At 73.0% G+C, this 20,593-nt stretch carries 21 protein-coding genes and 1 pseudogene; 8 read left to right on the forward strand and 14 right to left on the reverse strand.

What is annotated here, in order from left to right:
• Positions 1-131: 131 nt before the first annotated feature.
• Positions 132-482 carry a VOC family protein gene (locus ABEA93_RS34120; RefSeq protein ID WP_345679792.1) on the forward strand — a complete coding sequence of 117 codons (351 nt, stop codon included), beginning with the start codon at positions 132-134 and terminating at the stop codon, positions 480-482.
• 4 nt (positions 483-486) lie between these two features.
• On the opposite strand, the gene ABEA93_RS34125 is transcribed toward ABEA93_RS34120, so the two are convergent.
• Complete coding sequence (locus tag ABEA93_RS34125; protein WP_345679793.1) at positions 487-1,194, reverse strand: B3/B4 domain-containing protein; 708 nt, start codon at positions 1,192-1,194, stop codon at positions 487-489.
• 143 nt (positions 1,195-1,337) lie between these two features.
• Entirely contained in the window at positions 1,338-2,210 is an 873-nt protein-coding gene (locus ABEA93_RS34130) for a ribonuclease BN (protein ID WP_345679794.1), read from the reverse strand.
• A gap of 262 nt (positions 2,211-2,472) precedes the next feature.
• Here ABEA93_RS34130 and ABEA93_RS34135 point away from each other — a divergent pair, with 262 nt between their 5' ends.
• Together ABEA93_RS34135 and ABEA93_RS34140 are read left to right on the forward strand one after the other, a co-directional pair.
• Positions 2,473-2,961, forward strand: coding sequence for a nitroreductase/quinone reductase family protein (locus ABEA93_RS34135; protein ID WP_345679795.1), 489 nt, complete (start codon positions 2,473-2,475; stop codon positions 2,959-2,961).
• Positions 2,962-3,379: 418 nt separating this feature from the next.
• Positions 3,380-4,840, forward strand: coding sequence for an LCP family protein (locus ABEA93_RS34140; RefSeq protein ID WP_345679796.1), 1,461 nt, complete (start codon positions 3,380-3,382; stop codon positions 4,838-4,840).
• Between the two features lie 64 nt (positions 4,841-4,904).
• Here the strand turns inward: ABEA93_RS34140 and ABEA93_RS34145 are convergent, their stop codons facing one another.
• Positions 4,905-5,531 (reverse strand): TetR/AcrR family transcriptional regulator, encoded by a 627-nt coding sequence (locus tag ABEA93_RS34145; protein WP_345679797.1) that lies wholly within the window; start codon positions 5,529-5,531, stop codon positions 4,905-4,907.
• Positions 5,532-5,670: 139 nt separating this feature from the next.
• On the opposite strand from ABEA93_RS34145, the gene ABEA93_RS34150 reads away from it, so the two are divergent.
• Entirely contained in the window at positions 5,671-6,627 is a 957-nt protein-coding gene (locus ABEA93_RS34150) for an SDR family NAD(P)-dependent oxidoreductase (RefSeq protein WP_345679798.1), read from the forward strand.
• An 80-nt stretch (positions 6,628-6,707) separates the two neighbouring features.
• The gene (locus ABEA93_RS34155) at positions 6,708-7,517 is read left to right on the forward strand and encodes a methyltransferase domain-containing protein (RefSeq protein ID WP_345679799.1); all 810 of its coding nucleotides are present in this window, start codon (positions 6,708-6,710) and stop codon (positions 7,515-7,517) included.
• A 127-nt stretch (positions 7,518-7,644) separates the two neighbouring features.
• Here ABEA93_RS34155 and ABEA93_RS34160 read toward each other — a convergent pair whose 3' ends face one another.
• Together ABEA93_RS34160 and ABEA93_RS34165 are read right to left on the reverse strand one after the other, a co-directional pair.
• Complete coding sequence (locus ABEA93_RS34160; protein ID WP_345679800.1) at positions 7,645-8,361, reverse strand: CBS domain-containing protein; 717 nt, start codon at positions 8,359-8,361, stop codon at positions 7,645-7,647.
• A gap of 164 nt (positions 8,362-8,525) precedes the next feature.
• Positions 8,526-8,654 (reverse strand): hypothetical protein, encoded by a 129-nt coding sequence (locus ABEA93_RS34165; protein WP_345679801.1) that lies wholly within the window; start codon positions 8,652-8,654, stop codon positions 8,526-8,528.
• A gap of 675 nt (positions 8,655-9,329) precedes the next feature.
• Between ABEA93_RS34165 and ABEA93_RS34170 the strand changes: the two genes are divergently transcribed.
• Positions 9,330-12,038 carry a bifunctional acetate--CoA ligase family protein/GNAT family N-acetyltransferase gene (locus ABEA93_RS34170; protein WP_345679802.1) on the forward strand — a complete coding sequence of 903 codons (2,709 nt, stop codon included), beginning with the start codon at positions 9,330-9,332 and terminating at the stop codon, positions 12,036-12,038.
• Between the two features lie 18 nt (positions 12,039-12,056).
• Here ABEA93_RS34170 and ABEA93_RS34175 read toward each other — a convergent pair.
• From ABEA93_RS34175 to ABEA93_RS34190, 4 genes and pseudogenes are all read right to left on the reverse strand, one after another.
• A pseudogene (locus ABEA93_RS34175) lies at positions 12,057-12,599 on the reverse strand (hypothetical protein).
• A gap of 100 nt (positions 12,600-12,699) precedes the next feature.
• Positions 12,700-13,614 carry a class A beta-lactamase gene (gene bla / locus ABEA93_RS34180; protein WP_425585204.1) on the reverse strand — a complete coding sequence of 305 codons (915 nt, stop codon included), beginning with the start codon at positions 13,612-13,614 and terminating at the stop codon, positions 12,700-12,702.
• A gap of 51 nt (positions 13,615-13,665) precedes the next feature.
• On the reverse strand, positions 13,666-14,184 hold the full coding sequence (locus ABEA93_RS34185; protein ID WP_345679804.1) for a COG4315 family predicted lipoprotein: 519 nt from the start codon (positions 14,182-14,184) through the stop codon (positions 13,666-13,668).
• Positions 14,185-14,422: 238 nt separating this feature from the next.
• Positions 14,423-14,863, reverse strand: coding sequence for a MarR family winged helix-turn-helix transcriptional regulator (locus tag ABEA93_RS34190; RefSeq protein ID WP_345679805.1), 441 nt, complete (start codon positions 14,861-14,863; stop codon positions 14,423-14,425).
• A gap of 85 nt (positions 14,864-14,948) precedes the next feature.
• Here ABEA93_RS34190 and ABEA93_RS34195 point away from each other — a divergent pair, with 85 nt between their 5' ends.
• Positions 14,949-15,668: a GNAT family N-acetyltransferase gene (locus ABEA93_RS34195; RefSeq protein WP_345679806.1), complete on the forward strand. Its 720-nt coding sequence runs from the start codon at positions 14,949-14,951 to the stop codon at positions 15,666-15,668.
• Positions 15,669-15,696: 28 nt separating this feature from the next.
• Here ABEA93_RS34195 and ABEA93_RS34200 read toward each other — a convergent pair whose 3' ends face one another.
• On the reverse strand, positions 15,697-16,050 hold the full coding sequence (locus ABEA93_RS34200; protein WP_345679807.1) for a UBP-type zinc finger domain-containing protein: 354 nt from the start codon (positions 16,048-16,050) through the stop codon (positions 15,697-15,699).
• 201 nt (positions 16,051-16,251) lie between these two features.
• Here ABEA93_RS34200 and ABEA93_RS34205 point away from each other — a divergent pair, with 201 nt between their 5' ends.
• Positions 16,252-16,689, forward strand: a complete 438-nt coding sequence (locus ABEA93_RS34205) for a hypothetical protein (protein WP_345679808.1) — start codon at positions 16,252-16,254, stop codon at positions 16,687-16,689.
• A 25-nt stretch (positions 16,690-16,714) separates the two neighbouring features.
• Here ABEA93_RS34205 and ABEA93_RS34210 read toward each other — a convergent pair whose 3' ends face one another.
• The 4 genes from ABEA93_RS34210 to ABEA93_RS34225 all read right to left on the reverse strand — a co-directional run bounded on the left by ABEA93_RS34210 (position 16,715) and on the right by ABEA93_RS34225 (position 20,556).
• The gene (locus ABEA93_RS34210) at positions 16,715-17,287 is read right to left on the reverse strand and encodes a dihydrofolate reductase family protein (RefSeq protein WP_345679809.1); all 573 of its coding nucleotides are present in this window, start codon (positions 17,285-17,287) and stop codon (positions 16,715-16,717) included.
• Between the two features lie 44 nt (positions 17,288-17,331).
• Positions 17,332-18,063 (reverse strand): SRPBCC family protein, encoded by a 732-nt coding sequence (locus ABEA93_RS34215; protein ID WP_345679810.1) that lies wholly within the window; start codon positions 18,061-18,063, stop codon positions 17,332-17,334.
• On the reverse strand, positions 18,060-18,704 hold the full coding sequence (locus tag ABEA93_RS34220; protein WP_345679811.1) for an ArsR/SmtB family transcription factor: 645 nt from the start codon (positions 18,702-18,704) through the stop codon (positions 18,060-18,062). The genes ABEA93_RS34215 and ABEA93_RS34220 overlap by 4 nt, the downstream gene beginning before the upstream one ends.
• A gap of 136 nt (positions 18,705-18,840) precedes the next feature.
• Positions 18,841-20,556 carry a serine/threonine-protein kinase gene (locus ABEA93_RS34225; protein WP_345679812.1) on the reverse strand — a complete coding sequence of 572 codons (1,716 nt, stop codon included), beginning with the start codon at positions 20,554-20,556 and terminating at the stop codon, positions 18,841-18,843.
• Between the last annotated feature and the right edge of the window lie 37 nt (positions 20,557-20,593).

The following is a 20,593-nucleotide window of genomic DNA, read 5'->3' on the forward strand; positions in this document are numbered from 1 at the left end:
TCGCGGGGCACCGGGCGGCCAATCCCTTTCAGCCACGACATCGGCTCACCCATGCCAGCCATACCCGGACCCCCGGGCGTCCCGATCTTACGAATGATCAGAAACAACCCACGAAGAAAGGTATGGAACCCATGGCCATCACCCACGTCCTCGCCGTCGCCCCCGTGCGGGACATCGAGCAGTCGGTCGCGTGGTACGAGCGGCTCTTCGGCCGTCCCGCCGATCTGCGGCCCATGCCCGGGCTCGCCGACTGGCATCTCGCGGTCGGCGGATGGCTGCACGTGTTCCAGGACCCGGAGCGGGCCGGGGCGACCCTGGTGAACTTCGCCGTCGAGGACCTCGACAAGGAGACCGCCGCCTTGGCCGAACGCGGTCTGGTGCTCGGCCCGGTGCAGCCCGGCGCGGGCGGCACCGCCCGGTTCGCCGCGATCGAAGACCCGGACGGGAACCGGGTCACGCTGATCGAGAACCCGGCGGGCTGACCCGTCAGACCTCGGCCTGCCGCCCCGCCGCGTCCAGGTAGGCCACGGTCGTCGCGTCCGCGTGCGGCAGGAGGAGCACACGGAGTTCCTCGGCGGCCGCCTTGACCAGGTGGCCGTCACGCGCGGCCCGGACGGTTTCGAGCAGGAAGACCACGCGGCGGGAGTCCTCGGTGACCCGCGTGCGGTCGGCGTCGCGGTGGTTCCAATGGCGGGTGAGGACACCCGACGCATCGGTGTAGACGACCTCGCCGGGCTTGGGCGTCTCGACGGTGCCGGGTTCGCCCAGCGGGGTGAACTGCTCGGTGCCGGCGGCGTAGTGGATCGCGATGTCGCCCGCGACGCGGTCGAGGTCGAACGCCCCCGCGGGCAGTCCGTGCCGCACCGAAACGGCGTTGTACGAGTCGACCGCCGGGTTGATCCGCGGCAGCGCGCCGCGCTTGGCGAGGCGGCGCCCAAGGGCGTCGACACTGGGCCGGATCCGCCGCGGGTTGGTCCCGAAAGCCCGGTAGGCCGCGTGCCAGGCCTCGATGCGCGGGTCGGTCTCGTCGGCGGGCCGCCACGTGCCCGCGGCCAGGTCGCCTTCGAGTCCGGCGACCGCCGCCTCGGTGACGGGCCACGGCTCGTGCCCGCGCAGTCCGGTGGCGGCCACGAGGGCGATCAGCGTGTCGGGGAAGGCATCGGCGACGGCGGCGTCGAGGCGGAGAGTCGGCAAGGCACGGATTCCGTTTCCTGAGGCGTCCCGAGGGCGGAGACGCCCCGACCTTGCCGCGCCGCGGCGGCCGGACGCAACCGGACGCGCGGCGGGCCGGCGGCAGTCGGTTCGCCCCGGCTCGCGGCGGGAGCGGACCAACCCCCTCAGTCCATCGCCCCCGTGACCAGCTCGTGCCCCAGCAGGGCCCCGCCGAAGACCACGAACCCGGCGCCGATGAGCCACGACTCGACGACGAGGAGCGTGCCGACGGTGCCGTAGGTGACGGCGTTGCTGACGATCAGGGGAGCGAAGACCAGGGTGGAGAAGAGCCGCAGGCCGACGAGCCCGACGATGGTGGCGATGGCGCCCGGGGACAGGAAGCGGGCGGGGACGCGTCCGCCGAGGAGGAAGTAGGGGCTCCACCAGAAGAACAGCCAGCCGCCGATCACGATGACGACGACCCGGATCACGCTGTGGGACGCGCTGTCGAGGGGCAGGTCGCGGCTGGCCGCCATGCCGAACAGGTAGAGGCTGAGCACGGCGAGCCAGATCGTGCCGCGCCACGCCCGGTGCCACGCGCCGACGGTCAGGCCCCAGATCTTGGCGTAGCCCGTCTGCACGCTGGAGGCGAAGGTCAGGCCGAACACCGCGAGGATGGCGAGGCTGAACGCGCTCGTGGTGCTCAGCACCTGGCGCGGCGCGGTGAACAGATCCTGCACCGAGGCGGCCGATCGGCCGGAGATCCCCATCGCGTCCACGATCCACCCGCCGAACCCGGGATAGGCCACGTCCTCGGGCAGCGGGTTCGCCGCGGCCATGACGATGAGCAGCGGCACCAGCGTGACCAGCCCCAGTGCGGCGAAGCCCATCGAACGGTGCATCAGCTCCACGTCGGTGGCGTGCTGGTAGCAGCCCCGCGCACTGGCCACCGACCGCCGGACGCCCGCGTTCCCGGACAGTCTGCGCAAGGCCGCCTGCCGGGCCGCGGGGCGGCGCTGTCGGCCGTCCGGCGCGGGCTCGTCGCGCCGCTCGCTCATGGCGCCCTTCCGTTTCGGTCCGCCGTCTGCAGGCCCGGCGCCGTCGCCATGGCCTGCATGTGCGCTACCCGGTTGGCGCTCGACTATCCCGCGGGACATGATCGCCACCCCGGTCGGGCGGGTCGCGCCGGTTCCCGCCGCACCCCTCGCCACCTGCGCGGACGATTCAATCGCCGGACGTGATTTTCGGCATATGACGGAGCGTCAGATAATGCGTCCGAAAGCGTTGCCTTCGGGGGAGGCTCGTCCCTAGGCTCCCGGCATGTCCGAGAACCTCAAGCCGGAGGAGTTCGTCACACCCTCGCGTGACGACATCCCCGCGATCAGCCGCCAGCACGTGCAGGGCCTGGAAGCCACCGACGACGACTCGGTGTGGATCTACGGCGGGATGAACCACGTCCTCATCCACACGGTCGGCCGGCGCACCGGAAACCTGCACAAGGTCGCGCTGCCGTTCTGGGCGGACAAGGACGGGCACCGCGTCGTCGTCGCGTCGTTCGCGGGCGCGCCGCAGAACCCGGCGTGGTTCACCAACCTCTCGGACCGCACCGCCAACCCGCAGCTGCTGGTGCGCGTGCAGGGCGCCACGTACTGGAGCGACCACGAGGTCCTGGACGGCGACGAATACACCGCCACTTGGGCCGCGCTGACCGCCGAGCGCCCGTTCTACAAGGACTACCAGGCCAACTGCGACCGCCGGATCCCGCTCGTCCGCCTGCCCGAGACGGTGCGGATCGCCAGCCGCGGCTGAGCACCCCCCTTGTGTGGCGAAAACGCCCGCTGCGCCCGGAACTCCCCGGGGGCCGCGGGCTTTTCCCGTGTCCGGCACCCGTGATGGGGTGGAGCCGCGACGCCGGGACCGCACCACGATCCGTTTGCCCGACCCTTGCTCTTGCATAGTTGCTTAACTGTTGAAGTGTTGTGCATGCTGCATGGTCGACGCTCTTGCGCGTACGTGCGGCCATTGCCGTCGGTGCAGGGATTTCGCAAGTACGGAACTACTCGCCGCCGGAAACCGTCTCCATCGTTGGACGCGCGCGGCTGCGGGCGCCGGCCGTTGGTGCGACGAGCGATGGAGACCCGTGACCGTCCGAGAAGAACAGCAATCGCGTGCCGCTGCCCGACGCGCGATACGCGGCGACCGGCGACGCATCCGTTGGCGCCGGCGATTGCGCACCGCCGGAATCACGACGCTGGTGCTCCTCGTGGTGATCTTCTCCGGCGCCGGCTGGATCTACTACAAGCTGAACAAGGACATCAACACGTTCAGCGACGACGGCGTCGCCCAGGACCGGCCGCCGGACACGTCGCCGGGGCAGAACATCCTGATCCTCGGCTCCGATTCGCGGTCGGGCGACAACTCGGACTTCGCCGGGGGCAGCGCGGAGAACGTCGGCGGGTCCGACACGACGCTCCTCATGCACGTGTACGCGGACCACAAGCACGCCGTCGCGGTGTCCATCCCGCGCGACACGCTCGTCACGGTGCCGTCCTGCCGCCAACAAGACGGAACGTGGACCAAGCCGAGGAACAACGTCAAGATCAACTCGGCGTTCGAGGTCGGGCAGTTCAAGGACGGCAACCCGGCCTGCACCCAGAACACGGTCGAGAAGCTCACCGGACTGCGCGTCGACCACACGATCGTGGTGAACTTCGCCGGGTTCGCCGCCATGACCTCCGCGGTGAACGGCGTCGACGTGTGCATGCCCAAGGATGTGTACGAGGGCGACCTCAACCCCAACCTCGGGCACCGGGGCGCACTGGTCTTCCCCAAAGGCCCGCAGAAGGTCTCCGGGCAGAAAGCGCTCGACTACGTCCGCATCCGGCACGGCATCGGCGACAGCTCGGACATCGGCCGCATCAAGCGCCAGCAGGCCTTCATCTCCAGCCTGCTCAAGGCCATCAAGGCGAAGGGCCTCAGCCCCACGACGCTGCTGCCGCTCGCCGAGTCCGCCGCCAAGTCCATGACGTTCGACCCCGGACTCAACTCGGTCGACAAGCTGCTGTCCTTCGGGCTCGGCCTCAAGGACATCGACCTCCACAACATCAAGTTCAGCACCGTACCGTGGCGTTACTCGGGCGAAGACGTCGCGATCGTGCAGCCCGACGCGAACGCCGTGTGGGCCGCGATCCGCGACGACCGCACCCTCGACAACCAGGACGCAAGCGGCAAGAACGGCCAGAACCCGTCCGCCTCGGCCACCCCGCCCGCGGCGCCCACCACCGCGCCGCCGACGGTCAACGGCAGCGGCATCCGCGTTGGTGTCTACAACGGCACCGTCACCCCCGGCCTGGCCGGCCGAGCCTCGGACATGCTGAAGGCCCAGGGCTTCACCGTGACCGCGGCGGGCACGGCGAAGGTGCAGGACCAGGCCACGACCCTGGTCGAGTACGCGGCCGGAAAGGCCGAGCAGGCGAAGACCGTCGCCGCCGCGTTCCCCGGCGCGCAGGTGCGGCAGACCGACGGCGTCACCGGCATCCGCGTCGTGCTCGGCGCCGACTACGCCGCCACCGGGCCCAAGGCGTCCGGCTCGCCGTCGGCGCCCGCCCCGACCTCGGTGCCCACGAAGGTCGCCGACGACGCGCGGTCGGCGGACGAGGACGTGTGCGCGGACCTGTCGTACGGGTGATCGGCGCCTGACAGGCGGCCATGCCGCGGCGCCCGGGTCTTCGGACCCGGGCGCCGCGGCATGGTCATGAGGCCCGCAGACCGCGAAGCGCGGTCTCCACGACCGCGTCCGTGTAGGCCGTCGTGACCGGGCCGGTGCGCAGCAGCCAGCGGTTCAGGAGCGGGCCCCAGATGGCGTCGACGGCGACGTCGAGGTCGAGGTCGGCGGCGAGTTGGCCGGCCTGTTGAGCCTTGCGCAGCCGCGCGCGCTTCAGTTCGCGGACCGGCTCGTCGAGGCGCTCCGCGTACAGCGCGGCGAGTTGCGGGTCGTGCGCGATCTCGGTGCTGAGCGCGCGCATCGGCTCGGCGATCCGCGGGTCGGCCAACTCCTCGACGGTCGCCCGCAGGACGGTCTTCAGGTCGGCTTCGATGTCGCCGGTGTCCGGGAGTTCGGCATCGCCGTCCGGGCCTTCGCTGAGCATGAGGAAAGCGTCGAACAGCACGGCGCCCTTGGTCGGCCACCAGCGGTAGATCGTCTGCTTGCCCACCCCGGCGCGGGCCGCGATGGCCTCGATGCTCAGCTTCGCGTAGCCCAGTTCGCCGGCCAGCTCGAACGCGGCGGTGAGGATCGCCCGGCGTGAGGCCTCGCTGCGGCGCGCGGAGTTGGGCCGGGCGGGGGCGGCGGGCGCGGGGGATTTCTTGGCGGGCGGCATGGGATCAGGCTAGCAGGGGAGCTAGACGAGACGGTCCGTCTTGACTCGTGGGGATCGGCGGCGCATAGTGGTGCCTCGAAACGAGACGGGCCGTCTCGTCTCGAATAGTCGAACCCCGGCCCGAGGAGTTGACGCGCAGATGCGTACCACCGCGAACCCCGCCGCCACCGCAAGCTCCGCCGCCGCGACCATTGCCGACACCGTCGCCGCCCCTGCGGCCGCCGAGGAAACCCGTTTCCGCGTCTGGCTCGTCACCGGCGCCAGCCGCGGTCTCGGCCGGGCCTTCGCCGAAGCCGCGCTGGCGGCCGGCGACCGGGTCGCCGCGCTCGCCCGCACGACGTCCGCGCTCGACGGCCTCGCCGACGCACACCCCGGCCGCGTGCTGCCGCTGACCGCCGACGTGACCGACCGCGACGCGGTGTTCGCCGCGGTCGACGCCGCCGTCGGCCGCTTCGGGCGGCTCGACATCGTCGTCAACAACGCGGGAACGCTGTCGATGGGCATGGTCGAGGAGTTCACCGAGGCCGAGGCCCGCGCCCAGATGGAGACCAACTTCTTCGGCGCGCTCTGGGTCGGCCAGGCCGTCATGCCGCAGCTGCGGGCGCAAGGCGCCGGACACATCGTGCAGGTGTCCAGCATCGGCGGACTCGGCGGCTTCCCGTCGACCGGCATGTATGCCGCGAGCAAGTTCGCCCTGGAGGGCATGAGCGAAGGGCTGGCCATGGAAGCCGCCGGCTTCGGCGTCAAGGTCAGCATCCTCCAACCCGGCGGCTACTGGACGGACTTGTACACCGCGATGCGCACCACCACCCCGCTCGACGCGTACGCCCCGCTGCGCGCCGAACTCGAAAAACAGTTCGCCGACGGCTCCATCGACAGCGAACCCCGCCTCGCCGCCGAGGCGTTGCTCACGCTCGTGGACGCCGAGGACCCGCCGCTGCGCCTGCTCCTCGGCAGCATGGTCTACGACTTGGCCTTCGACATCGCGCGGAAGCGGATGGCCGCGTGGTCGCAGTGGGAGGACGTCAGCCGCGCCGCCGAGCACGCGGTTCCGCCGCCCGCCGACCTGCACGAACGCCTCGGAGGAGCCTCGTGAGACGGCTGCCACGGAAAGCAAGTGTCCATATAGCGAGAAGCATTGTCCCGCATGGTGGATGGTGGGAGTAGGGTCTGGGCATGGCTCGAGAAACCGCCGTTTACACACACGGCCACCACGACTCCGTTCTGCGCTCCCACCGTTCGCGTACCGCCGAGAACTCCGCCGCCTACCTGCTGCCCCACCTGCAGCCGGCCATGAAGGTCCTGGACGTGGGCTGCGGCCCGGGCACGATCACCGCCGACCTGGCGCAGCGTGTCCCCCAGGGCTCCGTCACCGCCGTCGACGCCTCCGCGGACGTCCTGACCGCGGCGAGCGCGTACGCGGCGGAACGCGGGGTGGAAAACGTCGAGTTCTCCACCGCGGACGTCCACGCGCTGGAGTACGCGGACGACACGTTCGACGTCGTCCACGCACACCAGGTACTGCAGCACGTGGGCGACCCGGTGCAGGCGCTGCGCGAAATGCGCCGGGTCTGCAAGCCCGGCGGCGTCATCGCCGCACGCGACGCCGACTACGGCGGCTGGTTCTGGTACCCGGAAGCCTCGGGCCTGACCGAGTGGCAGGACCTGTACCGGACCGTCGCCCGCGCCAACGGCGGCGAGCCGGACGCCGGCCGGCGCCTGCACGCGTGGGCACGCGAGGCGGGCCTGACCGACGTCACGGCGTCGACCTCCACGTGGACCTACGCCACGCCGGACGAGCGGGCCTGGTGGGGCGGCCTGTGGGCGGAACGCACGCTGGCGCCCACCTACCGCGAGCGCGCGGTCGGCGGCGGCCATGCGACGGACGCCGACCTGGAGCGCATCGCCGGGGCGTGGCGTGCGTGGGTGGCCGAGCCGGACGGGTGGCAGGTCATCGTGCACGGCGAGATCCTGTGCCGCGCTTGACGGTCGGCGGGGCGGCGGCGAGCCGGACGTCTGCCGGCCGAGGCGGCGTCCGGCGCGGCCGCGTCGCACGATGCCGGCGGATACCGCGGGTGCCCGGGTTCGCCCCCGGGCACCCGCGGTCGCCGTTTCAGAGCCGGGCCATCCAGGTGTCGGTGATGCCGCGCGGTCCGCGGGACCCCGGCCGGACGTGCGTGTCGTCGTAGTCGTAGCGGAGATCGTGGGTCACCCCCACCACGCCGTCGACCGCCCGGCACAGCCGGACCACGAGCGGGACGAGGCTCCGCGTCTCCAGACTCCCGGCGAGGTGGACCCGCCCGGCGTCGACGGTGACGGACACCGTCGCCGGGTTGATCCACAGCGCGCGGCGCAGCACGTCGCCGACGATTTCGTCGTGGATCTCCCGGTCGCCGCGCAGGAACACGCGCAGGAGGTCGCAGCGGCTGACGACGCCTTCCAGACGGCCGTCCGCGTCCACGACCGGGAGGCGTTTGACGCCGCGGCGTTCCATGAGGCGGGCGGCGTCCACGACCGTGCCGTCCGCGCGGATGGTGACGGCGGGCGAGGTCATCAGGTCGCGGGCGACCTCGGCGCGGGACTTGTCGGCCGTGCCGCGGCCCCCGAAGAGCCGCCGCGCCGGAGCGCGGCACGCATCGTCGGCGTGGGCTTCCTTGCGCAGCAGGTCGGCCTCGGAAACGACGCCGAGGATCCGTCCGTCGGCGGCCGCCACGGGCACGGCGCTGATCCGCGCGCTCCGCAGAGTCCGCACGATGTCGGTGAAGTGGGCGTCCGGGTCGATGGTGACGACGTCCGTGGTCATGACGGAGCGGACGAGCTGGTGACCCATGGCGTGCCTCCGAGCGTGGTCGGGACGGGGGATGGGCGGGGCGGGGATGCGGAGCGGGGCCCGTCGGGCGCCTGATCGGCTCGGGCGGCGGGGGCGGCTCCTCGGCGTGGACCGCCGCGGGCGGAAAGCCGTGCCGATCGACGTGAACGGCGTCGGGCCGTCGGTCAGTGGCCCTGGCGGTGGCGGTGCCGCGGCGGGCCGCCGAGCGCGGCGCCGACCAGGAAAGCGACCACGCCCGCGCAGCCGACGATCAGGCCGAAGACCGTCCAGAAGTGGGTGTCGAAGAGGAACACGGCCGACCCCTTTCCTACCGTTGCGCCGGGGCGGTCTGCCCGGTCGTCCTGGGAAGACCTTCGCGCGGCAGGGGAGTTCGCCCGCAGAGGCGGTGGACCCGACGTCATGGGTCGAATGGCCGGTTGGGGTGTGCGCCAGGCCGGGGCCGGATCGCCCGCCCGGCGGGTGGCAAGGCAGCCGGGAGCGTCGCGCCGGGGCGGAGTCGGGGACGGCGGCGCACGTCGAAGGGACGTGCGGCGGTCACCGCCCGCCGGGCGGCAAAGCGGCAGGCAGGTTCGGGTCGGACCGGCGCGGGGACTGGGCATAACGATCAAAGGGACGCACGGCACGGGGTCGGCGGTCGGCTCAGGCATCGGCTCCGCCGAGCGGCCTCGGCTCCGTCACCCGCCTGCGGCGCGGCGTCCGCGATCCGGGCAGCCGGATCCGTCACCAGGCTGCGGCCTCCGGCGATCCGTCGCTGGTCCCGCCAACGGGATCCGGGCGCCGGATGCCGTCGCCGGCGGTCCGGTCCGCCGGTCCGCCGGTCCGCCGGTCCGCACGGGCCGAACGGCCCTGTCCGTGCCGTTCCCCGACCCGGCAGGGTCGTGGCGCGAGGCCGTCGCGCCCACGAGGTGCGCCGCCCGTCGGCCTCGGGCGTGCCCACCCGCCACTCCGCACCCGGAGGAACAGCGCTCATGAACACCACCCCGCCCTTCGGAGCCCCCGCCGCGGCGGGCGAACGCCACGCTCTCGCCGCCGACGGCACGATGCTGCGCCTGGCCGTGCCGGATCCCGCGGACGAACCCGCCGTCCGGGCGTTCTTCACGGGGCTGTCCGACGAGAGCACGCGGATGCGGTTCTTCGGCGCGAGCCGCGTCGCCGGGACCCGGACGGCCGCCCGGATATGCCGTCCGCCCGCGGAAAGCGGCGCCCTGCTCGCGTGGCGCGGCGACCGGGTGGTCGGCGCCGCCGAGTTCCACGGCACCACACCGCACGAAGCCGAACTCGCCCTCGCCGTCGCCGACGACTGGCACCACCGCGGCATCGGCACACTCCTCATCGAGCACCTCATCGACATCGCCCGCGGCCGCGGCGTGCGCCGCTGGACGGCCGACGTGCTCGCCGAGAACCGGGCGATGCTGCGCGTCCTGCAAGACCTCGGGCTGCCGCTGCACCGCCGTGCGGAAGCCGGGGTGGTCACCGCCGTGATCCCGCTCGACCCGGCCGCCGACGACCCCGGGCGCGAGGAGTTCCTGTCCGCGATGGGGCTGCGCGAGCGCCAAGCCGACACGGCGAGCCTGCTGCCGTTGTTCCGGCCGTCCGCCGTGGCCGTCGCGGGCGCCGGGCGGCGCCCCGACTCGATCGGCCGCGCGCTGCTGGCGAACCTGACCTCGGCCGGATGGCGCAACGGGCTCTACGTGCTGCACCCCACGGCCGAGTCCGTCGCGGGCGTGCCCGCCTACCGCCACATCGCCGATCTGCCGCGGCTGCCCGAGCTGGTGGTGGTCGCCGTCCCCGCGAAGGCCGTACCCGATCTCGCCGAGGAATGCGGGCAGGCCGGCGTCGCCGCGCTCGTCGTGGTCACCGCCGGTCTGGACGCCGACCAGTCCGCCCGGGTCCGCAACGCCTGCCACCGCTACGGCATGCGCATGATCGGTCCGAACGGCGTCGGCATCGCCGACACCGGCGGCCGCACCCCGCTCAACGCGAACTTCACCGGCATCCGGCCGGTCGCCGGGCACGCCGGCGTGGCCGTCCAGTCCGGCGGCGTCGGGATCGCGCTGCTGCGGCAGCTCGACCGGCTCGGCATCGGGGTGTCCACCTTCGTGTCGCTCGGCGACAAGTACGACGTCAGCGGCAACGACATGCTGCAGTGGTTCGAGACCGACCCGCGGACCGAACTCGCGGTCCTCCACCTGGAATCCTTCGGCAACCCGCGCAAGTTCTCGCGCATCGCCCGCCGTGTCGGGCGGTCCATCCCCGTGCTCACCGTGGACGCGGGGCGCTCGGCCTCGGCCCGCCGCGCCGCCGCGTCGCACACCGCGGCCGCGGTCACCCCGACCGTCGCCCGCGCCGCGCTGTTCCGCCAAGCCGGTGTCACCGCCACCCACTCGATCGGTGACCTGGTCGCGGTGTCCGCGCTGATGTCCGCGCAGCCGCTGCCGCGGAACAGCGCGGTCGCCGTCCTCGGCAACGCGGGCGGCCTGGGCGTGCTGGCCGCGGACGCGTGCGCGGATGCCGGACTGGCCGTCCCGTACCTCGGCGAGGAACTGGAGCGCGAGCTGAAGCAGATCCTGCCGCCCGGTGCGGTGTGCGCGAACCCCGTCGACACCACCGCCACCGTCACCGGCGAGAGCCTGCGCCGGGCCGTCGACGCCATCGCCGCGACCGGACGGATCGGCGCGGTCCTGCTCGCCCTCGCCCCGACGGCGCTGGGCGACCCGCTCGCCGAGCTCACCCGGGGATCCGCGGTGCGCGGCATCCCGCTGGCCGTCGTCGCCCCGGAACGCGCCGAGGCCGTCGACCTGCTGCCCGCCTGGCACGGCGCGCTCCCGGTGTTCGCCGACTCGCGGACCGCCGCCGTCGCGCTCGCCCACGCCCGCGACCGTGCGCAATGGCTCGCCCGGCCGCGCGGCGTCGTCCCGCTTCTCCCCGGAATCGACCCGGACCGGGCCCGGGCGGTGGTGGCCGAGTACCTCGCCGGGCACGAAGCCGGCGGCTGGCTGCCGCCGGAGGAGTGCGCCACGGTGCTGGGCGCCTACGGCATCCCCCAGGCACCCATGCGCTACGTGACGTCGGGCGACGCCACGGTGCGGGCGTTCCGCGAACTGGCCGACCTGTCGCCCGCCGGGACCGTCGCGGTGAAGGCGTATGGTCCGGAACTCCCGCACAAGTCCGACGTCGGCGGCGTCCTCCTCGACATCGCCGACCCGAACGCCGCCTACGCGGCCTACGCCGAACTCGCGCACCGCCTCGGCCCGCGGCTCGCCGGTGCCGTCGTCCAGCCCATGGCGGCGCGCGGCGTGGAACTCATCGTCGGCATCGACCAGGACGAAGTCCTCGGCCCGCTCCTGCTGTTCGGCCTCGGCGGCACCGCCGTCGACCTCTTCGGCGACCACGGGGCCCGGCTGACCCCGCTCACCGACCTGGACGCCGACGACCTGCTCGGCGAGTCCCGCGCCGCCAAACTGCTCTACGGCCACCGCGGCGAACCGCCGTGCGACACCGACGCGGTCGCCGACCTGCTGCACCGGGTATCGCGCCTCGCCGACGACCTCCCGCAGATCGCCGAACTCGACCTCAACCCGGCGATCGCCACCCCGGGCGGCGTCACCGTCGTGGACGCCCGCATCCGCGTCGCGGTGCGGCACCCGCGCGACCCCTACATACCGCGCGTGCGCTAGGCCGCGGCCAGGCCGTGGCTACGCCGTCTCGTCCTCCGCCCCGGACAGGACGTCGGCGATCATGCGGGTGGCGAAGTCGTGGTCGTCGGTCATCCGATTGATGTGCTCGGCGAGGAGGAACGCGGTGGCTTCGAGCGGCGTCATCTCCTCGTTCGTCCAGTAGCCGTACTGCTTGCGCCACAGGTTCGGGCTCAGCCCGGTGCCCGCGGCGACGAGCAGGCCGGCCATCGTCGGAATGACCTCCGGGCGGATACTCTTCGGCATCATCCGCATGGTGGCCACGAGGTTCGGCACCACGGCCTCGATGGGGTCCTGGTCGTGGTCCTCGTAGGCCTGCCGCAGCTATGCCATGAACATGTAGATGAGCGTGCACGTGCCGTCCAGCACCGCGTCCGCACCCTCCGGGCCGAGGGACGCGATGTACTGGTCGACCAGCGCCTGTTCCTCGGGGTCCGGGCCGGTCTTGCCGTCGTAGATGCCTTTGAGGCGCGAGTCGATCAGCATGAGCGCGGCGGCGACGTCGCCGGCCGGAGCGTGCCGGGGGTCGCAGGGTGATGGCACGAGGTCCCTTCCTCGGGTGCGCGTCCGGGTAACGCGGCGTACACGTACCGTAGTCCGCCGGGGAACCCCGCGTCTCGGCCGGGTCGAGGCGTCGGGTCCGTCAGGTGTGTGCGGCGACGACCGACGCCGCGGCGGCGAGCAGCGGTTCGTCCGCGGCCGCGGCGGCATCGGGCTTGGTGGTCAGCACGGCGAGCACGAGTGGGCCGCGGGAGGGCGGCCAGGCGAGCGCGACGTCGTTGGCGGTGCCGTAGTCGCCGGTGCCGGTCTTGTCGGCGACGGTCCAGTCGCGGGGGAGTCCGGCGCGGATGCGGTTGGCCCCGGTGGTGTTGGCGCGGAGCCAGCCGGTGAGCAGCTCGCGGTGCCGGGGGTTGAGGGCGCGTCCCAGGGTGAGGCGGGCGTAACTGCCGGCCAGGGCGCGGGGTGTCGAGGTGTCGGTGATCCGGCCGGGTTCCGCCGAGTTGAGGGCGGGTTCCCAGCGGTCGAGGCGCGTCACCGGGTCGCCGAGCGAGCGGCAGAAGCGGGTGACGGCGGCGGGGCCGCCGAGCCGGCGGAGCAGCAGGTTCGCCGCGGCGTTGTCGCTGTAGGCGATCGCGGCGGCGCAGAGGGCGGAGACGGTCATGCCGTGCGTGAGGTTGTCGGCTCGGCCGGTGATCGGGGCGTAGCCCGCGGCGGCGGTGTCCTGTTCGGTGTAATGCAGCCGGGTGGCCAGGAATTCGCCGTCCCGGTCGAGGTCGCGCAGGACCGCGCCGACCGCGAGTGTCTTGAACGTCGAGCACATCGGGAAGCGCTCGTCGGCGCGGTAGGCGACGCCGCGGCCGGTTCGCGGGTCGTGGGCGAAGACGCCGAGGCGGGCGCCGTGCGCCTGTTCGAGTGCGCGCAGGTGTGCGGTGACGCCCGCCGGTGCTGTTTCCCCGGCGAACGCCCGTGCACCGGAGGGGTAGACCAAGGCGGCGCCCGCCGCGGTGAGGCCGACGAGTAACCCGCGCCGGCTCGGATTCCGTTCCATGATCCTCATACTGCCGCGCGGCGCGGGCCGGTAACCGCGCCCGCCCCCTGAGCAACGGCTTCAGTAACCGCCGCCGCCGGAGCTGCCGCCGGACGGGCTGGGCACCGTGGTGACCGGGTTGCCGTGGGCGTCGAGCACCCACCAGGTGCCGCCGAAGGTGTTCAGGCCTTGGCCGTTGACGTCGCCGGGCTTGGCGTCCTGGGCGTAGGTGTAGACCGGGTGCCCGTTGTAGGTGACCTGGCTACTGCTGTCGTTACGCGGTGTGGAGCCGACCTTGGAGGCGTCGGCCTGGCCGCTGGCGGGGGCGTTGACCTGCGTGTCGGGCGGCCAGATGGAGGCGCATTCGCCATAGCAGTTGGACGTCGTGCCCGCGTCGGCGGTGAGGAGGTACAGCGTGCGCCCGGAGCCGTTGACGAGGATCTCGCCGTACTGCGAGTTCGCGGTGTGCAGCCCCGCGGCGCTCGTCGCCGCGGACGGCGTAGGGGACGAACTCGACGAGCTGGACGACGAACTGCCGCAGCCCGCGGCCAGGGCCGCGACGGCGACCGCGCCCGCGGAGAACGCGAGGAGTCGATTCATGACGGACTTCTTCCACGAGTGACCCGGCTCGCCGCGGCGAGGCGGCGTCCGAGGTCCGACGTCGTGGTTGCGGACCGAAGGGCCCCGGCCGGACCCTCCCGCGGGCCCGGGACTGAGGCCGTGTCACCGGACACGACCTGAGGGTCATACCCCAAGCGTTGCACCGCGCGCGGACCGCTCGCCGCTCGTGCCCGCCGGTCGTCCGGATTTCCCGACCTACCCGCGGCGGTTCGGCGGATCAGGTGGCGGGGCGGCTGTCCACGTTGCGGGCCAGCGTGGTGAGGAGGCCGGGCAGGCCCGCCGCGGTGCCGGCCGGGAGGCCGGCCACCGTCTCCTCGGCGAGGGTGCGCCACAGCTCCTTGACCTGCTCGGTCAGCGCCGCGCCGCGCTCGGTCAGCTCGACGACGCCGGCGCGCTTGTCGGACGGCGCGGGCGTGCGGCGCAGGTAGCCGGACGCCTCGAGCTTGCGGGTCATGAGCGTGACGCTCGGCGGTTCGACCCCGAGCGCCCGACTGAGCCGGGCCTGGATCATCGGGCCGCTTCTGGCCAGTTCGAGGAGCACCGCCTCCTGTCCAGGATGCAGGCCCAACGGGGCCAGCAGCGCCGAGATCCGCGCGCGGTGGCGCAGGGTCAGCAGGCGGACGGCCTGGTTGACGGCGTCGGCTTCCTCGAAGTCCACGGGCGCTCCTCGACGGGGTGGTTACGCGGATAACCATCGACGGGGAATATTATCCGCATAACCAGGTGCGAGCGAGGAGAACGGCATGTCCGCACGTCCCAACGAATACGGCCAAGCCGTCGGTCGCCCTCTGCCCGGCTGGACGGCTGTTCCCGCGCCCGCCGGGGTCACCCTCGAGGGCCGCTTCTGCCGGGTGGAGCCCTTGGACGCGGACCGCCACGCCGGCGACCTGTACGCGGCCTTCGCCCTCGCGGCGGACGGCAGCGACTGGACCTATATGTCGGCCGGCCCCTTCGACAGCCCGGCCGACTACCGCGCCTACGTGACGGCGACGACGCAGGCGGACGACCCCCTGCACTACGCAGTCGTCGACCCGCGCACCGGCAAGGCCGCGGGCAGTCTCGCCCTGATGCGCCAGGACCCGTCCAACGGCGTCGTCGAGGTCGGCAGCGTGGCCTTCTCGCCCCTGCTGAAGCGGACCCCGATATCCACCGAGGCCCAGTACCTGCTCATGTCCTACGCCTTCGACGAACTCGGCTACCGCCGCTACGAGTGGAAGTGCGACAGCCTGAACGCACCCTCGCGCACGGCAGCCCTGCGGCTGGGCTTCACCTTCGAAGGGATCTTCCGCCAGGCGGTGGTCTACAAGGGCCGCAGCCGCGACACCGCCTGGTACTCCGTCATCGACTCCGAGTGGCCGCGCGTGGGCATGGCGCTGCGGGAGTGGCTCGCGCCCGGAAACTTCGACGCGGAAGGCCGCCAGAAGCGGTCGCTGTCCGATATCCGTGCTCCGGACGACGTGTGAACCGTCGAGGCTTCCCGCGTGCGGGAAGCTAGCCCCCGAGCTGCTGCCGCCAGTCGTCCGGGAGCCGGTCCGCGGGGCCCGGCGTGGACTGGTCGACGGGGTGGTGCTCCGGCGGGGCGAGCGCGGGGCCGGACTCGTAGAACTCGGACGTGGTGTAGTCCCAGAACCACGCCTCGCCCGGTTCGAAGCTGCGGATCACCGGGTGCCCCGTGTCGTGGGCGTGCGCGGTGGCGTGCTTGCTCGGCGAGTCGTCGCAGCAACCGATGTGCCCGCACCGCGCGCACCTGCGCAAATGCAGCCACCAGCCGCCGGACGCGTCGCATTCGGCGCAGCCGGTGCCGCTCGGCGGCACGGTCGGGTCGATCGCCTTCTCGGGGTTCATCGGGACTCCTCCGCGGGGTCGGTGTCGGCTCGGGTCCGTGCTTCCCGCTTCACAGGCTAGGCGGGGTGGCGGGAATCGGCCCGGTACGGCACGACACCGGTGTGTTGTCCGGGGCGCCGGGAATACCCCTTTGTCTTGGTCAACTCGCATGTGTGCCAAGTGGGTTACCATCCGCTCGGAGTTCGTCCGAGAGGGGGCGCGGTGCCTGCTGGGGGAAGATTCGTCGCGATGCTGGCGGCGGCCGGGGCGGTGGCCGTGGCGGGGGCGGTCGCCTCGGTCGTGGTGGCGACGTCCACGGGCGGGGGCGGCAACCGCGAACTGGAGAAGACCACGAAGGAGTTCCTGGCCGCGACGGCCGCGGGCGCGGCGGCGGACGGGTACTACGGCGTCTGCGACGGAACCCCCGACACCGGGGCGCCCCGGCGGCTCGTCGAGACGGAAGGCCCGGGGTTCACCTTCGACCTCACGTCGTCGACGGCGACGGGGGACACCGCGTACGTCAACCTCACCGTGGTCGGCCGGGACCGGTCCCCGACCCCCTACGCCGTCGACCTGCGGCGGGAGGGCGGGATATGGCGGGTCTGCCGAGTGGAGACCGGGAGCATCCAGATCGACGTGGGAGGCCCCGGGGCGTGGTGACCCGGGGCCGACGGCGGGAACGGGGTCAGCGCACGACGTCGAGGACCTGCTTCTGCAGCCCGTTGCCGTAGACCTCGTGCTCGACGATCCGCAGCTTCTGCGCGTCCTTGTCCGTGGCGCTGAACAGGCGCTTGCCCGCGCCGAGCAGCAGCGGGAAGACGAGCAGGTGGTAGCGGTCGATCAGGCCGGCGTCGGACAGGGCGCGGTTCAGCGACGCGCTGCCGTGCACGATGATCGGGTCGCCATCGGTCTTCTTCAGCTCGGCGACCTCGTCCAGCGAACGCAGGATCGTGGTCTCGCCCCAGTTGGAGACCAGCCGGTCGTCGGTGAGCGTCGTCGAGACGACGTACTTCGGCAGCGTCTTGTAGCGCGCGAAGTCGGCCATGTCCGGCCATACGGGGCTGAAGGCCTCGTAGCTCGCCCGGCCCATCAGCATGGCGCCGGCTTCCTCCTGCTCACGGCCCTTGATCTCGAACGCCTCGGGGAGGAACTCGACGTCCTTGAAGGTCCATCCGGAGTTGCGGTAGCCGGGCTCGCCGCCGGGGGAGTCGACGACGCCGTCGAGCGACACGAAGGCGGAGGTGATGAGGGTGCGCATGGGGTGCTCCTGGTGAGGTGTTCGTGTGCCGGGGCGGGCAGCGCTCAGGCGAGGGTCGTGGACAGCCACTGCTGCCACGCGGCTTCGGCGCCGTCGGTGTCGGTCTTCGGGCCGAAGAGGTGGTGGAACATGAGGGCGATGTCCGCGGAGTGGTGGAACGTGTAGAGGCCGTCGGCGGTGCGGACTTCGAAGCGCTCGTCGTCGGCCCAGACGACCTCGCCGTCGAGCGGCGGCCGGTCGGCCTGCGCGCGGGCGCCCTGGACGACCGGGATGCCGAGCCCGAGCGCGCGGGCCAGTGCGGCGCGGACCTCCGGCGCGGTGCGGTCGCCCGCCGGGGCCATGCCGAACACCGGGACGGCGGTGCGGCCGGCGAAGTGCGCGAGGTACTCGCGCAGCGTGTTGAGGTGGAACGGCCAGCCGCGGCGCAGCGCGTCGTACTCGTCCTGCCAGTCGTCGCCGAGCATTCCGCTGTGCACGACGCGGAGGACGGTGCTGCCCTGGTCGCGGCCTTCGACCAGGTACTCGAACGCCATGAAGCGGCCGTCCGGCGCGGTGCCGGTCCGGGTGGCCAGTCGCCGCCCGGGCTCGTAGGCGGTGATCTCGGCTTCCTCGCGGTGGCCGCCGGTGTCCATCGCGGCGGTGCCGGCCTCGGGGTCGACCTCGTTGCGCCCCATGAACCAGGAGTCGAGCCCCGGTCCGGTGGCGATGGCCTCCCAGACCTGCTCCGGGGTGGCGGGCAGCGTCGTCTCGAGGCGGATCTCGAAGGGCTCCGTCATGATCCTGGTTCCTGTTCCGATGCGGATTCGTGCGAGGTGCGGTCCGGGGCTCCGGGCTCCGGTGCGTCGGGGATCTGGTGGATGCCGGCGACGACCCGGTGCCGTCGGCCGCCGGGCGCCGACTCGTCGTGGTACCGGCTCACCAACGCGGCCACGGCCTGCGTCAGTTCCTCGGCGAACGCGGCCCGGTCGGCGGCGGACGCGAAGCGGACCTCGGTGTCGAGGCCGTACGTGGCCACCCGCCGCCCGGCCCGCGCGGCCCCGGTCACCAGCCCCCCGACTTCCTGCACCAGCCGGGCGCCGAGGGCGACCAGCCACCGGGCGGACAGCCGGTCGGGCGCCCGCGCCGGGTCGGGGCTGACGGCGGCCAGGGCGGCCGGCGAGATGACGTACGAGGCCGCGGCCGCCTGGTAGATCCGCTCGTTGACATTGCCCTTGCGGCGCTCCTCGGCCAACTCGACCAAGCCGTGCCGTTCGAGTTCCTTGAGGTGGTAGTTCACCTTCTGCCGGGGCAGGCCCAGGCGGGAGGCGACCATCGCCGCCGACCCGGGCTCGGCCAGGGACGCCAGGATCTCGGACCGTATGGGGTCCAAGGAGGCCTCCGCGGCCGCGGATTCTTCGATCACGAGTACGTCGAGCACGCATCCAGAATCCCTCCGACAAAAAAATTTGTCAAGGAGGATCTGATTGTCGGTAGTGGCCGGCGCACCCAGCAGAAGGCGGCGCGCCCGGGTCCACCGTGGTGGTCCCGACCGCGCCGCCCGGACGCTGTCCCCGCTATTCGCCCACCAGCACCTCGGATGCCGCCTCGACCCCCACCCGCCGCCAGTGCTCCCACCGCGTGCGGACGCTGCCCGGGTACGGATCCGTGGCCGGCAGTCCCGTCACCACCCACGCCAGCAGTTCGCCGTAGAGCCGCGCGGCGCGCTGCGGGTCGCCGGAGACGCCCAGCCAGTGGGCGTAGGCGTTCATCGCGTACAGCGCGACATCGGAGCCGTCGCCCAGCGTGCGGCGGCACTCGTCGACCAGGTGGGACAACTGGCGCACGGCTCGGGCCGGGTCGCCCGCGACGCCCAGCCACAGCGCACGCTCGGTGCGGGCGGCGAGGGCCAAGGGGTAATGCCCGGTGCAGTCGGCGGTGAGGAGCTCCAGGGCGTGGGCGGCGGTCTCGGGGTCGCCGGAGTGGCCCGTCCAGTACGTGTGTTCGCCGCGGAGCAGCAGCGTCCGCACGTCGGTTCGGCCCAACGCGCGCGCGGCGCGGTCCGCAGCCGTGCCCACCTGGTCGCGGGCGGCGCCGCACCAGCCCATCGCCCCGGTCATGTGGACGTGGCCGAGCAGCGCGAACACCGTCTGCGGGTGCCAGGGGCCGAAGTCCCGGGTCGTCTGGGCGTGGAGCGCGCGGAACGCCTTCCGGGCCTCGTGGTGCCGGTCGGCGCGGGCCAGTGCCGCCGCCGTGTCGTGCCGGGCCGCGCACGCGACCTCGGCGGCGGTGGCCGGGTGCGTGAACGACCGGAGGGCTGCGTAGCGGACGGCGCGCGGCTCGGGCGCGGAGACCGTGAGCGCCGGTGGAGCCGTCGAGGCGGCCTTGGTGGCAGCCGCCATCGAACCGTCCGCCGCGCCCGGCGCCGGCACCGGCAGCAGCGCCTCGCGGAACCGCCGCACCAGCGCCCGCCCTCGTGGGTCCAGCCAGCCCTCCGTATCGCGGTGTGCCGTCAGGTCGACCGCGTCCCCCAGCGTGCGGATCAACGCGGCCGGCGTCGGCCGCTTGTGCGGCACGGGGCGCAGGCAGTCGGCGACGATTCCCCGCAGCGGTTCCGGTAGTTCCGCGGGCAGTTGGCCGGTGGGGGCGGCCGCCCCGGTGGCCAGGTACAGGGCGGTCTGACCCAGCGCGTAGACGTCCGCCTTTGCGGTGACCGGCCGCCCGTGCACCTGCTCCGGCGCCATGAACGACGGCGTCCCCACGGCCGTCGTCCCCGCGGTGGCGGCACGGCCCCCGAGCGCGTGCACGAGGCCGAAGTCGATGACCCGCGGTCCTTGCTCGTCCAACAGCACGTTGGCCGGTTTGAGGTCCCGGTGCACGACTCCGGCGGCGTGGATCGACTGCAGGGCCTCGGCGATGCCCGCGGTGAGCCACAGCACGGTGTCGGTGCGCAGCGGGCCCGCGTCGGCGGTGAGCAGGTGCAGGGACGGGGCCGCGATGTATGCCGTGGCGATCCAGGGCACGGGGCCGTCCGGATCGCTGCCCAGGACCGGCGCGGTGAACATTCCGTTGACCCGGGCGGCGGCGCGCGCTTCCTGTGCGAAGCGGTCGCGGAACGCCGGGTCGCCGGCGAGCTCCGGGCGAATCGTTTTGACGGCGACCCAGCGGCCGGTGGCGGAGCGGGCGAGGAACACGTGCCCCATCCCGCCCGCGCCGAGCCGGGCCGTGACGCGGAACGGCCCGATACGGGCCGGGTCTTCCGGATCCACCGCGAACCACGGTGCAAACAGCATGACTTTCCCCCCAGGCTTGCGGCGGCGCGCGGCCGTG

The sequence above is a fragment of the Yinghuangia aomiensis genome, from assembly GCF_039542225.1.
GTDB classification, from domain to species: domain Bacteria; phylum Actinomycetota; class Actinomycetes; order Streptomycetales; family Streptomycetaceae; genus Yinghuangia; species Yinghuangia aomiensis.

Excerpts from the sequence above, each read along its gene's own strand:
- ABEA93_RS34120 (WP_345679792.1), top strand. The coding sequence starts at position 132 with ATGGCCATCACCCACGTCCTCGCCGTCGCCCCCGTGCGGGACATCGAG.
- ABEA93_RS34130 (WP_345679794.1), bottom strand. The coding sequence starts at position 2,210 with ATGAGCGAGCGGCGCGACGAGCCCGCGCCGGACGGCCGACAGCGCCGC.
- ABEA93_RS34135 (WP_345679795.1), top strand. The coding sequence starts at position 2,473 with ATGTCCGAGAACCTCAAGCCGGAGGAGTTCGTCACACCCTCGCGTGAC.
- ABEA93_RS34145 (WP_345679797.1), bottom strand. The coding sequence starts at position 5,531 with ATGCCGCCCGCCAAGAAATCCCCCGCGCCCGCCGCCCCCGCCCGGCCC.
- ABEA93_RS34150 (WP_345679798.1), top strand. The coding sequence starts at position 5,671 with ATGCGTACCACCGCGAACCCCGCCGCCACCGCAAGCTCCGCCGCCGCG.
- ABEA93_RS34155 (WP_345679799.1), top strand. The coding sequence starts at position 6,708 with ATGGCTCGAGAAACCGCCGTTTACACACACGGCCACCACGACTCCGTT.
- ABEA93_RS34160 (WP_345679800.1), bottom strand. The coding sequence starts at position 8,361 with ATGGGTCACCAGCTCGTCCGCTCCGTCATGACCACGGACGTCGTCACC.
- ABEA93_RS34170 (WP_345679802.1), top strand. The coding sequence starts at position 9,330 with ATGAACACCACCCCGCCCTTCGGAGCCCCCGCCGCGGCGGGCGAACGC.
- bla (WP_425585204.1), bottom strand. The coding sequence starts at position 13,614 with ATGAGGATCATGGAACGGAATCCGAGCCGGCGCGGGTTACTCGTCGGC.
- ABEA93_RS34185 (WP_345679804.1), bottom strand. The coding sequence starts at position 14,184 with ATGAATCGACTCCTCGCGTTCTCCGCGGGCGCGGTCGCCGTCGCGGCC.
- ABEA93_RS34195 (WP_345679806.1), top strand. The coding sequence starts at position 14,949 with ATGTCCGCACGTCCCAACGAATACGGCCAAGCCGTCGGTCGCCCTCTG.
- ABEA93_RS34200 (WP_345679807.1), bottom strand. The coding sequence starts at position 16,050 with ATGAACCCCGAGAAGGCGATCGACCCGACCGTGCCGCCGAGCGGCACC.
- ABEA93_RS34210 (WP_345679809.1), bottom strand. The coding sequence starts at position 17,287 with ATGCGCACCCTCATCACCTCCGCCTTCGTGTCGCTCGACGGCGTCGTC.
- ABEA93_RS34215 (WP_345679810.1), bottom strand. The coding sequence starts at position 18,063 with ATGACGGAGCCCTTCGAGATCCGCCTCGAGACGACGCTGCCCGCCACC.
- ABEA93_RS34225 (WP_345679812.1), bottom strand. The coding sequence starts at position 20,556 with ATGCTGTTTGCACCGTGGTTCGCGGTGGATCCGGAAGACCCGGCCCGT.